Origin of the sequence: Salipaludibacillus neizhouensis, assembly GCF_002886185.1 — a bacterium.
Classification (GTDB): Bacteria; Bacillota; Bacilli; order Bacillales; family Salisediminibacteriaceae; genus Salipaludibacillus; species Salipaludibacillus neizhouensis.
Genome location: NZ_KZ614146.1, coordinates 439,234 through 454,599 on the forward strand (window position 1 = coordinate 439,234; position 15,366 = coordinate 454,599).

Here is a 15,366-nt window from a genome sequence, read left to right on the forward strand (position 1 = left end):
TAATAGGATGATCTTTTTAGATTTTCAGTCTTTAATTTAATATGCTGAAAGTCTGAGGTAGGTTTTTGTATTTTATTTAGAATTAATTCTGCAGCTTGCACCCCTATTTCGAATGCAGGCTGTTTAATTGCTGACAGAGGTGGGGAAATAATTTCTGTCCAATCAGAGTTGTCGTATCCAATAATTCCGATATCATCTGGAATTTTTAACTTTTGTTCTTGAATAAACTTAATGGAACCCATAGTCATTATATTGTTTGCTATAAATATAGCATCGATCTCTTTTGAAATTAGTTGTTTAGCCAGGTCGTACCCTGATTGAAAAGAGGATTCGCCAAATAGTACATAATCGGGATTAAAACTTATTTTATTATCTGATAGAGCAACTTTGTATGCTTGAAATCTTTCATTATTGGGGTTAACATATATTCTATTATTTGATAGTTCTTCATTTACTTCAAATTTATCATTAGAAGTAGTTATTCCTAATCCAGAACTTAAAAAGCCAATTTTTTTAAAACCAGATTTAATTAATTCATTGATACCTTCATAAGTTCCTTGGAAATTATCTACTAAAACATAATCTCCCTTATAACCAACAGGCAATCTATCAATCATAACAATTTGAAAGTTATGATCAATTGTTTCATTTATACCTTTAAAGTTTTCATTTGTCGGTGCCAATATTAATCCATCAACTTGAGTATTAAACATTTTTATAAGGTTTAATTCTTGTTCCGGATCCTCTTTTGAATTACTTAATATTAAATTATACCCCCTGCTTTTTAATTTTTCCTCTATCCCTTCTGCAATAGACATAAAAAAAGATTTAGCGGTATCCTCACTATTTATAGGAATTATAAATCCTATTGTATTTGTCTTAGTACTTCTTAAACTTCTTGCTGCAGAATTGGGGTGGTAATTCAGTTCCTTTAGCACTTTATTTACTTTATTTTTTATTTTTTCTGATACATATTTATTTCCATTAATCACATGTGACACTGTTGCAGTAGAAACTTCGGCTTTTTCAGCAACATCTTTAATACGTACATTTTTATTACTTTTCATATCTTCACCAAATTTCGTTTGTTGTTCTAAGTTAATCGATTAACTTATCATTTATATTAATTTTATTATATTTTAAATAAAATTTCATGTCAATACTTTTTTGTAAGTGTTTTCATTTTTTTATAAAGGAATCTATTATCCACTCAATCTTATGGCCATACTAGTTATTTTTATTGTTACTCTTTTTAACAGAACCTATATTTCAGTTAATCTGAAGGATATATTCTTACAAAACCTTAGCCCTTAACCTGAAGAAGAACTAGAAGAGTTTTTAAGTATAGCTAAGGAAGAAGGCTTAGAGGGGGATCTACTAGCTTTTACTATGTTAGCATATACTGGCTTACGGATTGGTGAAATGATTGCTCTGAGGTGGTCTGATATTGATTATACTGAACTTACATTACGTGTTTATATAACTTACTATAATCCAACAAATAACAAAACTATTTGGATTGGAAAACTGAGTGGAAAGTAGAAGATTATGAATAATACAGTTGTAGTTTGACTAAAAAAATAGTTGTTGAGTGTGTAACCTTTATGTAATTGCCAAAAGAGAAGCAGGAAGCAGTACTTCATCAACTGTAAAAGCCAAGAATATCGCAACAAAATATTAGAGCATTCTAAACAAGAAGGGTCAACTTAAGTCTAGTAAGTATCGATAACTTTAATGGATATGTAAGGAAAACAAAAAATGTTTAGCAACCTTCTAGAGTTGTGAAAGTATAAAATTAACAAATCAAAAAGCATATTGGATATATCAGGCGACCTATTCAGCTAGTAAATGACTCCGTTATTGAGCCGGGGTCATTTTCTTTAATCCCCACTGGGTTTTTATAATGTCAGATATATCTATTGAACTATTATTCCTTCTAAACATGGTTGGACATTTTAAAAAGAGGCTTCCAATAAGTTCGGAAACTTAATGGATAACCTCTCTAAAAAACTTATTTACTAATATTTTTTGGTTTTAAACTATCATTCCTCACGAACTTTGATATAAGAAAGTTATAAAACTTATATTACATCATGCCGCCCGTCAGTCTGTCTAACAATTATTAATAAATTTTGTTTTTTTGCATGAAAATGGATGCCTTTTGTCGAATCTCTATATCAAAGGATGAGTGTGTATGCCTTATATTGTAGGTGAAGATAGACATCAAATTTATTTACTGCCAAATACGTTGGACGACTTTGTAAATGAAGAAAATCCTGTCCGAGTTATCGATGCTTACATCGATAGTTTGAACCTAGAGGAATTGGGATTTCAAGTATATTCGGGCATCAAAGCTGGGCAAAAGCCTTATCGTCGAGAAGACTTACTTAAGCTCTATCTTTACTGTTATATGAATGGCATTCGTTCCTCTCGCAAAATGGAAACCGAAACGAATAGAAACATTGAACTAATGTGGCTAATCAGCAAGCTCCAGCCTGACCACGGCACTCTATCTGCTTTCATGAAGAATAACAAAACTGCAATAAAAAAGCTGTTTAAAGAGTTCACCTTAATGTTAAAAGGTTTCGGGTTAGTCGATGGTCAAATCGTCGCAATTGACGGCACAAAATTAAAGGCTTATCAAGAAAGAATTCACGAGCTGCAGGTAATTAAACAAGAACTCAAGGAAACAGGTGAAAAACAGCTTTGTGTTACCGATCCAGACGCCAAATCAATGAAAAATAACGGGAAGCATGAAGTTTGTTTCAATGTTCAAACTGCGGTGGACAGCAAGTATAAACTAATCGTGGAGTGCGATACTGTCAATGATGTCAACGATCAAGGGCAGCTGTCCAATATGGTGAAGGAAACAAAGGAAATTTTTCACGATCAAAAAACCACGGCTCTGGCCGATACAGGCTATTATAACTACCTTGAAATTATTGATGTTGTCGACGAAAGCACCGAACTCTTAATTAAGCCGCAAAAGGGAAAACAAAACAAAGTAGCCAGCGGGTTTGATAGAACGAATTTTTCATATGATACCATAAACGATAGATATATTTGTCCGTTCGGTTATGAGTTACCTTTTAAATGGAATGGAAAACAGAATGGGAAAGAGTATAGGCGTTACACTTGCACAAACTTCGATATTTGCGGACAAAAAGAGTCCTGCACTTCTGCCAAAGGAGGAAGATCGATAACTAGATTAAAAGACGAGGAAGTGATCGAACAGATTACGGAAAATACACGTAGTCAAAGTGATATTTATAAGCAAAGAGCTGCGATAGTTGAGCATCCTTTTGGGACGATGAAACGTCACTGGGGCTATACATATTTTTTAACACGAGGGTTGGCATCAGTAGGCACTGAGACCAATCTAATTTGTCTTGCCTATAATTTCAAAAGAGTGATTAAAATAAAGGGAGTAAAGGAGCTCATACGTCTCTTCAGAGACCGAGTTCGCACAAAATTTCTATGCACAATGTTTATTCGAGTAAAATTGTATAAATCCCGCTTTACAGCTTGCTTAAATAAGCAATTGTTAGACAGACTGACGTACGGTGGTGTGAGAGGTCGGGGGTTAATACCCCCTCCTACTCGATTGGTAACATAAGTTAAATTGTTTTGTGTATTGTCACTAAAAATAGGAGGTATTTTATGGCTAAAAGAGATCGTTCATCTACAGGCAAGAAGATAGAAAAATAGATTGAAGAGGGGAGAGGTAAGGGTGAGGGTTCAGAATATAAACCCTGGTTTACTATAAGAGATGTTCCCTCAAAAGGTATTGTCACTCGAAGTAAAGGGTAGAAAACAAATCGAATACACCATTTATTATCTTATGAGGAGTTAGATATCTTTATATATTGGAATAGGCAGACAGTGTTGTTGATATTAGAGATCCGTATCCGTTGTTGCCACAAGAAAGATCATTAGAAATAGCCGATTTATTAGGAATTAAACATCCCAATGATCCCAATTCGTGGACTAGGAATTACATCAAGCAGGTTAAGACACCAAAAAGGTCGATGCATTAACCGAGCAGATCGTTCAATACAAACATCAGCTTGATGCTTAAGAAGAACGACAAGAACAGGCTACAAAATAACGAATGGAATTAGAGTGGCTAATGAAAGAATTAAAGGACATCGACGAGTTCGATCCAATGAAGTACCGCATTACCTTTCGATCAGAAATTTTTGAACGACTTGTCGATAGTGGAACCATTCATCTCGATGGCCGAAAAGCGCCTGATTGCAGAAGATCAAGATAATATTTTTATGTTTGCAGTCTTTAGCTTATTAAACGCAACCCGTTCAATAGGAAATTCATAAATCTAATTTTATAATTCTTTTATGAGTCATATTGATTTGGAATGTATCTCTTAAAACTCACTGACTTTATTTTATACCATTTTCCGTTCTAATCTGATGTAAGTTTCAAATAGCCATTAATCGACCGATGATGATTAAAACAAGAGCATCTACAATGATTTTTTGCTTTAACACAGAATAATCGACTTGATCAATACCAATAAACACCTCATTAGAAGTAATCAAAAATCCTCAGATTTCATATCAATCTGAGGATTTTCGTGTTAATAGAAGCGTACTTTTACGAACAATACAAGTTTCAATGAAATTTAGTCCATTAGGATATGAATCTAGCGTATATTTTTCGCGTTTTGTGGACGGAATCCCTTTAAGTACTGTGAGTGGGGGCTTCTTGTTCCCCTTTTCTTAAAATTTGTTTTCTTAAGAATGGAATGATCCAATAATCTAATCCAATTTTAGCTGCGTTAAAGCCAGCAACAAGGATAAATATCTCAATAAGAACCATTTGGGGATTAGTACTTGTAGTTCCAGAGAACATATAAGCAAAATTCATAACTAATCCCATTAACGTAACAAAAGAAGTAAATACACCTAAAATAAGGCCAAGTCCCACAAGGAACTCTCCCCAAGGAACTAATACATTAAATACTTCTACGTTAGGTATTGCAAATCCATTTAGAAACTCAGCCCACCAAGGTTGAACGGCTGGGTTTTCTCCTACAGCCTTTTTTACGGCCCCTTTCAAGAAGCCACTTGAGTCAAATCCTCCAGTAATTTTTCCCCACCCCGCATGTAACCATTTCCATCCAATATATAGACGAAATACAGTTAGTAAATAAGAAACATAAACATTTTCTCTTAATATCTTACCAAACATACCAACCCTCCTATTCTTAATCAATATCATTATTATTTATAAAGCCAATTACATTTATATGGTATCTGGACAAACTTTCCACTCCATACCAAATTTATGCCACCACATCATATCTGGATCTGCCAGCTAATAAGAACGCTTATATCCGTCCAAATTAGTCGTGCCAGCTGGTGTCTCCATTAGACATCATGGATAAACGATATATGTACCAATGATTACGTTAACCAAGATACAACCGCCATGATCCAAGTGCCATTAAGCAGGTGACGCCATTTCCCTTTTCCATTCACCACCTATTGTGTATAAGAAACAAATTTTAGTTTATTTAAAAAAGTTTCCCTTAACCAAATTATATAGCCTATTGCAATTTTATGCTACCTTTTTTTCATCAGAGGGTATGTATTTTTTAGGGAAACCGTACGTTAGAAATTATAAATTCAGAAAACACCTTATTTTCGGTGCCTTTGATAATAATGAAACGTATGTGAAAGTAAAAGGTTAATGGATGTATTTAAGTCTCCAGAAGGGAATACCATTGGTTTTATCTAAGTGAATCAAGAGATAAAAAGGCTGCTTATAGCTTTTTATATTTCAAACCTCGTGTCATAACAGTGAATAAAAATAAAGCTTCCCCCGCAGTTGAAGAATTAAAGAAAAAAAAGAACATGCCATATGGCATGCGTCTAATACAAAGATAGGCTAAATCATGATACCTGCAATATATCAACCGGTTGATATGAAATATACAATAAGTATCATTTAAAAGTCATGAAGTTCTAATGAGTAAACTAAATTGGCCAAAAACCTTATCTTGCCATGGGATATAAACTTTTAGCCAATGGTACATAAATACATTGAGTATCATTGACACGAAAGGGGCTTAGCGTAATAAAAGCTGGCTTGCAACTTCCATAAATTGTCTTAACGAATATTTCCGTCAAAATGTTGGTGATTATTGAACATGCGCACCTTAGTGGAACAAGAATGATGAAAAATCACTCACTTTTATTGTGGATTTGACTGATACTGTGAAGGAGAATTAATTGCTACCTTTACGAGTTTGATAAAGATATTAGTAATTCGAATAGATAAACGTCCTCCCAAAATGTAATATTATTCTTTATCTATATTTCGGTTGCGAATTTCAACTTCCAATAACAATAAAAAGTCTTTCAGATGACTATGTTCTATTTCATTATGAACTTCCAAAAAACTCCATGAGCTTTCATATATACAATGAAGCTCATGGTCAGAAAGTATTTCTAAGTTTTTAGAATCCATAGTTGTCACCTCTTTTTTTTAGGGGGAGGACCTTTATACACCAACAAGCTATGACACGAGAGGTAGTCAAAGCTCACAACAACAAGGTAATCAAGTGACGTTTAACAACCAGTTTACAGCTAAAGAAATGTCACCAAGCGAGATAAACAGAAAAGAACAACAAATGTTACGCAGAATGGCACTGTAAGGTGGATTTATAATCCCTCTCTCTTTTTTATCATAAGTCTAATTATGCGTTGTTCGTTGATGTGATAACGTTTTCTAACATTACTCGTAAGTAACCGCATAAAACGACACCTTATGAAGCAGGTATGAACTACAATATTCATAGGTGGAAGGGGTGGTTTAATGTTTGGTGCAGACATTGAGAAGATAACGGAAGATGAGACAACGGTAACCTATCGTATATCCTGGTATTTTGGTGATGAGTTGTGTGAGAAGTGGTTGACGATGGATAAGGAAACGATAAGGCGAGAGCAAGAGGAACATGATGAGGATGATTAGGACACCAATTAAAAAAACAATTATTTACTTATAGTTCTAAATCTGTGTTCAATATTCTCTCACACAAGGCAAGGTAAAACTTGGAGTGGGTATTGAGCATAGACAAGATACTGTAAACGTTTCGGATTTAAAATGGTGTGGCGTTATGAATCGATGTAGGAGGATGAGGGGGGAATGTATCTAAATCTCTCTATATTCCTCTAAAATTTAACTTTCCCCAATCGTAAGTGCTGTAGATAATTGTTTACAATGCGGCTTAAAAATTTTATAATCAATCTATGAACAAGCTACTTAAGTGTAGGACATGGCTATTTAAACATAGCTATTTCTCAATGAAGTCGTTAAATCGTTTAACATCTTTATTCTAAGTTAATCATAAAATAAAAAATGAGCCGAGATGTTGGTAGCATCTCGACTCTCACAAATGTCATTCGGCAAGATAGCGGCCAGTCGGCATTGTAAATAAGTTAAACTTTTGCTTTTGGACGCAGGGTGGGTTACTTTTTCGCCAGATTTATTAACAAAACTACAAAAGTAAGTAATGCAATAAGAAAAATACCAGCAGTAAAAAGTAATTGTAACTCCATAGCCATCACCTCCGAAATACCGAAGGATTTACCGCCCCCCTGCTCACAACATTTGATATATCCTTATATTACCATATTTTGAAATGAATCGGTCTATTTATTCGGAAAACCCCCCCTACAAAAAACCAATGAACCCTGCGCTATAAGATGTTTAATTCGAACTTCAATAACCTATTTTCGTTACAGAAGAAACAGCAGTAAATAAGTTAATAGAGTCTTGATTGTTTTGTTGTCTATATGAATAATAAATGTAAATTTCAAACTCTTTCACTCCCTTCTTATTGACGGTTTGGCAATAAAATTTCCCCCCCTTTTTTCGATTCTGGTATAATATAGGAGAACGACCAGGTAAATTTTAAATTTAACCGTAATAATTATGAAAATTTGTAAAAGAGTAGCAAAATACCCTCCACGACCAGTGCAGTTATAATTAATAGTAATGTTTAAGAGCGCCTCATAGTCCGTTGGGGCGCTTTTAATTGCGTTTTAATGGTACAAAAGTCATTAACATCATAAAACTTCATCAGCGAACTCTTAGAGCGCTAAAAATTTATTTGAGAGTTGAACAATTTATTTGAAATTTATAACCACAAACGGAGAGAGTGCCCATTTATACACCGCCCAAATTTTTGAGTTATGTTTCACTGTAGTGCCCATTTATATACACCCCTTTTGTGAGGTGGTATATCATGGAATGCCCATCCATACACACTCTGTGTTTGATGGGTACTTTATGTTGCTTTGCAATAGCTCTTCGAGATCAATTTTTTCAAAAAAAGAAGAGATATTACATCTCCTCTCGTTTAACCGAAAAAGAGATGCAATATCTCAAGTACCAAATAGGATAATAATCCTACAGAGCACGGATGAATTGCCAGACTTATGTTACCATCGTCAAAATTCATCATCTCACCTCCCCCTTTTTTCTAAGCTCGCTTCAAGGCTGTAAAGCCCTTGAGCATAACTCATGTAAGGAGACTAATAGTCTTTTTCACATGTTTTCTTGAAAAAAGAGGGGTGACAAATAATATACCACGAGTACTTGATAAAGTATAAAATATTGACGGGAGATACGATTAATTATTTATTACACTCTAATGAAAGAGGACAAGCAAAAAGAATAACATAACAGAAAGGGGGGAGTTCAAATGGAGATTGGAAAAGAATATTTGAGGATTGTAATAGAAAGATTTAATAGTGTAAAAAGCCTTGGAGATAAGACATTAAACCAATTATCGGAAGAGGAAATACATTGGAATTATAATAGCGAGTCCAATAGTGTGGCAATAATAGTAAAGCATTTAAGTGGAAATATGGTTTCAAGGTGGAGTGACTTTTTAACTTCAGATGGGGAAAAAGAATATAGAAATCGTGATGAAGAATTTATAGATGATATAACTGCGAAAGCAGAGATAATTACTGTTTGGGAAAAGGGTTGGAAAGTCCTAATCGAGACACTAACTGATTTAAGTGAGCAAGATTTATTAAAAAATATATACATTCGTGGAGAAAGTCATTTGGTCTTAGAGGCTATTGAAAGGCAAATGGCACATTACGCATATCATGTCGGACAAATTGTATATATGGGCAAACAACTAAAGGATAATAATTGGAAGAGTCTCAGCATTCCAAAAGGGAAATCTGAGAAATATTTACAGGTAATGCTTGAAAAACACCAAGATAAATAGGTTGAGATTGTTCTACTAACGGAGAGGTTTAGTGCAAGAAGCAAGCTACCTTTAAGTACCTAATTCCTAACGATTCTATCTTCAACGAAACCAGCCAATAGTTGTCAACATTTTTCAATAAAAATATTAAAAATATCATGTTATACTGAATTTGTGCATGCCAAATACCCTTCCAAATACTATGTTTAGAAAGTTTTGGTTCACTTGGTTAAATTGTTAAATCAAGTTAAATCTTGGAAAGGGGTTTTGTTTTTTAAAAGTGCATAAATCCAATGTAATAGTTTGTTTGCACAAGCTATTACAGCTACTCTAAAAGGTTTTCCTTCTTCCCGTTTCTTATCATAAAACGCTCGTAATCTCTTATTACGAGGAAGGATTTCATCCGTTGTTTTCTGTTTGCGACAGTCACGAATAGCACATTTAACAGCCATATACAAAGCTTGCCGTAGTCTGCTAGATCCTCTTTTGGTAATTCGATTGTAAGTACCTTTGAATGTGCCAGATTCAAAGACACTTGGATCAAGACCGGCAAATGCCACTAGTTTCTTAGGGTGATTAAACCTTTCAATTTCCCCAGTTTCAGAAATAATCGTTGCTGCGATTTTTTCACCGATACCGGGAATTGATCGGATAATCTTAGATTCTTCAAGACTTTTTGCTAAAGCATCTATCTCATTTTCAAGCATGGATAGATGTTTTTTGTGTTCAAAGAGCATATTAATATACATATCTAAGCTTAGGGCAAGACTAGAGTATAAAGTCTTCTAAAAAGGGTTTTGAGCTGCGGCAGTAATTAGCTTTTCAGCCTGTTTGTTTGCCCATTGTAGTGAACGAGTGTTACAGAATTCTTTTATTTTAGTTGCTAATATTTCAGTATCAGCTTTCAAGGCATCTTCTGAAGTAGGAAATACTTGTAATGTTTTTAAAGAAACAACCGAATATAAGTCTCCAAAAACCTTACTATATTCAGGGAATACTTGATCCAAAACTGCCTGAAATTGTAGTTTGGTTTGTACAAACATGCCTGTAATATTATCGTGCTGTCTCGTAAGATGACGTAAGTTCATAAGTTGGATACCACGCTTTTTATAAGGCTCTAAATCCTCTTTATAGTACAGCTCGCAGAGGTGATTGGCATCAATGATATCTGTTTTTACCTTTCGCAAACTAGAACTTTTTGCTTTATAAGAGATGAGTGGATTTACGATAATGATTAAATAGCCTTTGTCCTCAAAATATTGAACAACAGGTGTGTGATAATGACCCGTTGATTCCATTACAAGAGGGGGACGTTCTCCCAAAATATCTTCTATCTCTTTAAATAAAATCTAATAAACTAGCTAACCCATCAAGATCCGTTTTACTTTGAAACTTTTCTTGTAGGGCTTCTTTCTTTCCAAGTATGCTTGAACCTGACTTTCACCTTTTGCTACATCCAGACCAACGACTGGATTCATTAAAATTCCTCCTTCAAAAATATAATTGCCGGTAACCCCTAAATCCTCCTCATAGTGTCATAGCTTCGCTTGTTATACGAGATCATTGTCCCAACCAGCCTCAAACATGTTTCTACAAGTAGGGGGCGAACTGTTTTGCGGACGGGGTCATAGCCCCACAGGCGCGAACGTTCTACCACGGCTACCGTTATCATATATCGATATAAAAAATGGTTAACCAGAAATATTTTCTGGCTGACCTTGTAATACGATCAGGCGCGATTGTTGAACAACGTAGGTAGAAAATGAGCCATAATTTTTTATGAAAATGAAACTTAAATCTGCTGGAGAAGAATCCATTTTGATCAATCTTTTTTCAAAATGGATTCTTTTTCTTTATTGTGAAATATCCGGTTTGTGAGGTATTTTTGATTTAACTTAATCTCAAAGCTACAAATGTACTCCTTTATTAAGAGTTAAGAAATTGTAGGGTTCCTAGTGTTTAGAATATGTTTTATGCTATCGAACAGAGGTTTCGAAGCTGCTCTAGACGGATGCTTTCCGCTGGCCACGGCTTCAGCCTCCTGTGAAGAATGATGCGGTACCACGCAGAGCGCAAGTAATTTTGCACTTGATCAGTGGCCAATTAGTTGACTCGAGGATCATCCAATGATAGTGAGTGGTAATTCTTCCAAAAATCTTATTAACTCACTGCATAACACGCTTTGTATTAGAAAAATGCCACTTAACGATATTATAGAGTGTCTCTTGACCGTGACTATTTAGAATATCTTTCGCGGCTCGATCAACATTTGGTCCAGCACCTTTTAAAATAGGTTTCCCTAGGTTTGCTTCTAAACGATCCATTTCTTGTAAAAAAGAATATCTCGCGAGGATGGAGGCTGCAGCTACAGAAGGATGAATTCCTTCCGCCTTTGTTGCAAAATAAAGAGGTTTATCGGATTTCCATGACTTACCTTTAGATGACAGATATTCAAAATAACGTGCTGGACCTACAAACTGGTCGATTAATGTTCCTTGAAAATCAAGGTTATTTTCAGTACATTTTTGCATAACATTCATAATAGCCTGATGGTGAAGCAGTGCTTTCATTTGTCCTTGATTCATACCTTTTTCCTGCATAGCATTGTATTTTTCGTTCTTTAATACAAGTAAACTATACGTGCATTCATTTACTAGCCTTGGAGCTAGTTTTCTAATAACATCATCTTTAATTGTTTTCGAATCCCTAACCCCCCAGCTGTCAATGGTAGCCATCTGCTCTTTTGTCAAATGCACACAGACAACAGTCATTGGACCGAAATAATCCCCAGTCCCGGTTTCATCACTACCGAGTATAATTTGTTCCTCAATATCCTGAGGCGGATAGTATTTGTGGTCATCTACAGAGTTAGAGGTTTTTGTTTCTTTCTTTGAAGTGCTAGCCGGCTTTGTATGTTCCCATTTTGCAGCTTCTGTTGATGCACCTTTTCCTTGAAAAAGAATTTTGCCTGATTTATAAGCAGTAATACTGCATTGTGGTAACTTTGCGGCAAACAAAGCACCTTGGGGAACTTTGTCTTTTATATATGTAGCGTAATGGCTTTTCATTTTACTCGCAGTTTTTGTTTGAACGTTGATTACTTCGTAGCTCATTAGTTTTGCTCCTCTCCACTCAGAAAAACTGAGGTGTTTAAAGTATAGACAAAATGACGTTAGTTTTCATCTTAAATGGAAAAATATATTAAATTATTTTCATACGTAACCTGACATGTTATGATATAAGACAGGATTTCTTTGACGAATGGGGGTTAATTGGTGGGAGAAGATAAAGAAAAAAGTCGAACAGTTGTTACTATAAATAACCAGCAATACACCATCGTCAGTAAGGAAGGCTCTGACTATGTTAACAAAGTAGCAGAATTGGTTAATAATAAGATGAGAGAATTAAAGGAACTTAATCCTTATTTAGATTCAACAAAGCTTGCTGTATTAACAGCTGTCAATATTGGAAGCGAGTATATTCATTTACTTTCGCAGTTGGAAGATGAAAAGAAAGATGAGGACTAACAAAGATGCTGAGTTTTATATTATTTTTTATTTTAATTATGTGTTTTTTCATTGGATTTCGCAGAGGGTTTATTTTACAAGTCATTCACTTACTTGGTCTTGTCGTATCATTTGTCGTCGCATATTTATATTATCAAGAACTAGCCAGCTACATAAGACTTTGGATTCCATTTCCACAGCTCTCTGAAGAGGGTGGAATGGGCTTGTTAGTAGAAAACTTTGATATGGAAATGGTTTATTACAATGGGATCGCCTTTGCAGTTTTGTTTATTATCACAAAAATAATTATGCAAGTGATTGGATCGCTGTTTGATTTTATTGCACATTTGCCAATTCTGCATTTTCTGAATGGCTGGTTAGGCGGTATATTAGGTTTTATAGAGGGATTAGTGGTAATCGTTGTTCTCCTTCACTTAGCTGCATTAGTACAAGTAGATATCGTTCAATCGATATTGCAAGGGTCTTCCTTTGCTCAGATGATATTTGAATACACACCTATCATTTCAGATGAACTTAAAACATTATGGATTGAAGGGAAAAAGAAGTAACTTCTCGTCATAGACGAGAAGTTTTCTTATTAGATAAGAATTTATAAAATTGGCAGCTACCTTCACACCGCACGTATCAAGGGAAACCCACATCCTTTCGAGTAGCACCTACACGCACTACATAGGTGCTACTCGGGTGGTGGAAGCTGACGCTGCATTTAATAAAAGACGGCTATGCCGTTTTTCTTATTACTTGCGTCCTAGTAACTCGTTTGGATATGATGAAAGGTGATTAAAAGTTCTGGAATAATATGAGGTGACATTATGACAATATTAAATAAAAAAGATGTAATTCAGGCTCTTGAACGTATAGCAGTGTATTTAGAAATCAAAGGAGAGAATCCTTTTAAAATCTCTGCTTATAGAAAGGCTGCGCAAGCATTAGAGCGAGATGAACGTACGATGGCGGAAATTGAGGATCCTTCGAAATTAACTGGGATTGGAAAAGGAACAGCCGGAGTTATTGAGGAATTTGTCACTCATGGCGAAACCTCACTCTTAACAGAACTAGCTGAAGAAATTCCTGATGGGTTATTACCATTACTTAAATTACCTGGTCTTGGTGGCAAAAAAATTGGTAAACTTTATCAGGAACTGGATGTTGTAGATGTCCATTCTCTTCGAACAGTGTGTGAAGAAAACAAAGTCCGCGCACTGGCAGGGTTTGGGGCGAAGTCAGAAGAAAAGATTCTTGCTTCTATTGAAGAATTCGGAAAACGTCCAGAACGGTTATCAATTGCCCAAGTGCGTCCAGCAGCGGAGGATCTTATCGCAAGGTTGAATAATATAAACGAAATAGAACGATTTGAGTTAGCAGGAAGTTTTAGACGTGGTAGGGAGACAGTAAAGGACTTGGATATCATCCTATCAACAGAGGATCCCAAAACCGTAGGAGATATTCTTGTTTCTATGGAGCATATTTATGAGGTCGTCGGTCATGGTGAGACAAAGGTGAGTGTGGAACTTCAATATGATGATCTAATTGTGCCCGTAGATTTCAGGATGGTTCGTGACGAATCGTTTGCAACCATTCTTCATCACTTCACTGGGTCTAAAGATCACAATGTACTTTTACGTCAACGAGCGAAGGAACGTGGCGAAAAAATAAGTGAATATGGCGTTGAGAATGAAGAGACAGGGGAAGTTAGGCACTTTGAAACGGAAGAAGCTTTCTTTAACCACTTTGACCTCGCTTTTATACCACCGGAAGTAAGAGAAGGAATGGAAGAGCTGGAGGCCTTTGAGGGTGTACATTCCCTTGTCGAGCATTCTGATATAAAATCGGATCTTCATATGCATACTACATGGAGTGATGGGGCGCAATCGATTGAAGAAATGGTAAATGTGTGCAAGGAAAAAGGCTATACCCATATGGCCATAACTGATCATTCTAAATATTTAATGGTAGCAAATGGTTTATCTGTCGAGCGTCTTAAGCGCCAGCATGAAGAAGTGAAAAAGCTGAATGAAAAAGAAAAAGATATCACAATTTTTACTGGAATCGAAATGGACATATTACCAGACGGTAGTCTTGATTATACCGATGATGTCCTAAAAGAAGTCGATTTTGTTATTGCTTCTATTCACTCGTCCTTTCAACAGGATGAAGATACGATTATGAAACGGTTAGAAAACGCTTGTCGTAATCCACACGTAGCGATGATTGCTCACCCTACAGGCAGGGTGATTGGAAAACGTGCTGGTTATCCTGTAAATATGGAAAAATTATTCGAATTAGCTGTGGAAACTGATACAATATTAGAATTGAATGCAAATCCTAATCGACTGGATTTATCTTCGGAATGGGTGAAGAAAGCACAAGCAGCCGGTGTGAAAATTGCTGTGAATACAGATGCCCACCGTTTTGATATGCTTGACGATATGCCAATAGGTGTGAAAACAGCTAGAAGAGGCTGGTTAGCAAAAGATCATGTGGTGAACACGTGGTCAGCGGAAAAATTAAAGGAATTCATAGATAAACATAGATAAGACCCCGTAAAAGAGAGGATACTGAGAACGTGATTAATCACTTTCAGTATTC

At 35.5% G+C, this 15,366-nt stretch carries 12 protein-coding genes and 3 pseudogenes; 9 read left to right on the forward strand and 6 right to left on the reverse strand.

The annotated features are described in order from the left end of the window. Nucleotides 1-1,067: LacI family DNA-binding transcriptional regulator (locus CEF18_RS01925; RefSeq protein ID WP_110937523.1), on the reverse strand; the 1,067-nt coding region annotated here is incomplete at its 3' end. Nucleotides 1,068-1,329: 262 nt separating this feature from the next. On the opposite strand from CEF18_RS01925, the pseudogene CEF18_RS01930 reads away from it, so the two are divergent. From CEF18_RS01930 to CEF18_RS25665, 3 genes and pseudogenes are all read left to right on the forward strand, one after another. Beyond that, nucleotides 1,330-1,542: pseudogene (locus CEF18_RS01930) on the forward strand (tyrosine-type recombinase/integrase); the annotation flags it as partial. 652 nt (nucleotides 1,543-2,194) lie between these two features. Further along, the gene (locus CEF18_RS01935; RefSeq protein ID WP_223292208.1) at nucleotides 2,195-3,616 is read left to right on the forward strand and encodes a transposase; all 1,422 of its coding nucleotides are present in this window, start codon (nucleotides 2,195-2,197) and stop codon (nucleotides 3,614-3,616) included. Between the two features lie 513 nt (nucleotides 3,617-4,129). Next, on the forward strand, nucleotides 4,130-4,273 hold the full coding sequence (locus tag CEF18_RS25665; protein WP_190238673.1) for a hypothetical protein: 144 nt from the start codon (nucleotides 4,130-4,132) through the stop codon (nucleotides 4,271-4,273). A gap of 428 nt (nucleotides 4,274-4,701) precedes the next feature. Here CEF18_RS25665 and CEF18_RS01940 read toward each other — a convergent pair whose 3' ends face one another. Next, on the reverse strand, nucleotides 4,702-5,211 hold the full coding sequence (locus CEF18_RS01940; RefSeq protein WP_110934919.1) for a DoxX family protein: 510 nt from the start codon (nucleotides 5,209-5,211) through the stop codon (nucleotides 4,702-4,704). A 472-nt stretch (nucleotides 5,212-5,683) separates the two neighbouring features. On the opposite strand from CEF18_RS01940, the pseudogene CEF18_RS27095 reads away from it, so the two are divergent. Beyond that, nucleotides 5,684-5,906 (forward strand): annotated as a pseudogene (locus CEF18_RS27095) (DDE-type integrase/transposase/recombinase); the annotation flags it as partial. 418 nt (nucleotides 5,907-6,324) lie between these two features. On the opposite strand, the gene CEF18_RS25670 reads toward CEF18_RS27095, so the two are convergent. Then, nucleotides 6,325-6,492: a hypothetical protein gene (locus CEF18_RS25670; RefSeq protein WP_183041267.1), complete on the reverse strand. Its 168-nt coding sequence runs from the start codon at nucleotides 6,490-6,492 to the stop codon at nucleotides 6,325-6,327. A gap of 348 nt (nucleotides 6,493-6,840) precedes the next feature. Here CEF18_RS25670 and CEF18_RS25675 point away from each other — a divergent pair, with 348 nt between their 5' ends. Beyond that, nucleotides 6,841-6,996 (forward strand): hypothetical protein, encoded by a 156-nt coding sequence (locus CEF18_RS25675; protein ID WP_183041266.1) that lies wholly within the window; start codon nucleotides 6,841-6,843, stop codon nucleotides 6,994-6,996. 497 nt (nucleotides 6,997-7,493) lie between these two features. Here CEF18_RS25675 and CEF18_RS01945 read toward each other — a convergent pair whose 3' ends face one another. Continuing rightward, nucleotides 7,494-7,583 (reverse strand): putative holin-like toxin, encoded by a 90-nt coding sequence (locus CEF18_RS01945; protein ID WP_220693850.1) that lies wholly within the window; start codon nucleotides 7,581-7,583, stop codon nucleotides 7,494-7,496. Nucleotides 7,584-8,731: 1,148 nt separating this feature from the next. Here CEF18_RS01945 and CEF18_RS01950 point away from each other — a divergent pair. Further along, on the forward strand, nucleotides 8,732-9,271 hold the full coding sequence (locus CEF18_RS01950) for a DUF1572 domain-containing protein (protein WP_110934921.1): 540 nt from the start codon (nucleotides 8,732-8,734) through the stop codon (nucleotides 9,269-9,271). Between the two features lie 221 nt (nucleotides 9,272-9,492). Here the strand turns inward: CEF18_RS01950 and CEF18_RS01955 are convergent. Then, nucleotides 9,493-10,728, reverse strand: a pseudogene (locus tag CEF18_RS01955) (IS110 family RNA-guided transposase). 687 nt (nucleotides 10,729-11,415) lie between these two features. Continuing rightward, the gene (gene rnhC / locus CEF18_RS01960) at nucleotides 11,416-12,363 is read right to left on the reverse strand and encodes a ribonuclease HIII (protein ID WP_110934922.1); all 948 of its coding nucleotides are present in this window, start codon (nucleotides 12,361-12,363) and stop codon (nucleotides 11,416-11,418) included. A 162-nt stretch (nucleotides 12,364-12,525) separates the two neighbouring features. On the opposite strand from rnhC, the gene zapA reads away from it, so the two are divergent. From zapA to polX, 3 genes are all read left to right on the forward strand, one after another. Next, nucleotides 12,526-12,777 (forward strand): cell division protein ZapA, encoded by a 252-nt coding sequence (zapA, locus tag CEF18_RS01965; RefSeq protein ID WP_110934923.1) that lies wholly within the window; start codon nucleotides 12,526-12,528, stop codon nucleotides 12,775-12,777. 5 nt (nucleotides 12,778-12,782) lie between these two features. Next, complete coding sequence (locus CEF18_RS01970) at nucleotides 12,783-13,325, forward strand: CvpA family protein (protein WP_110934924.1); 543 nt, start codon at nucleotides 12,783-12,785, stop codon at nucleotides 13,323-13,325. A 264-nt stretch (nucleotides 13,326-13,589) separates the two neighbouring features. Further along, the gene (gene polX / locus CEF18_RS01975; RefSeq protein WP_110934925.1) at nucleotides 13,590-15,314 is read left to right on the forward strand and encodes a DNA polymerase/3'-5' exonuclease PolX; all 1,725 of its coding nucleotides are present in this window, start codon (nucleotides 13,590-13,592) and stop codon (nucleotides 15,312-15,314) included. Nucleotides 15,315-15,366 lie beyond the last annotated feature (52 nt).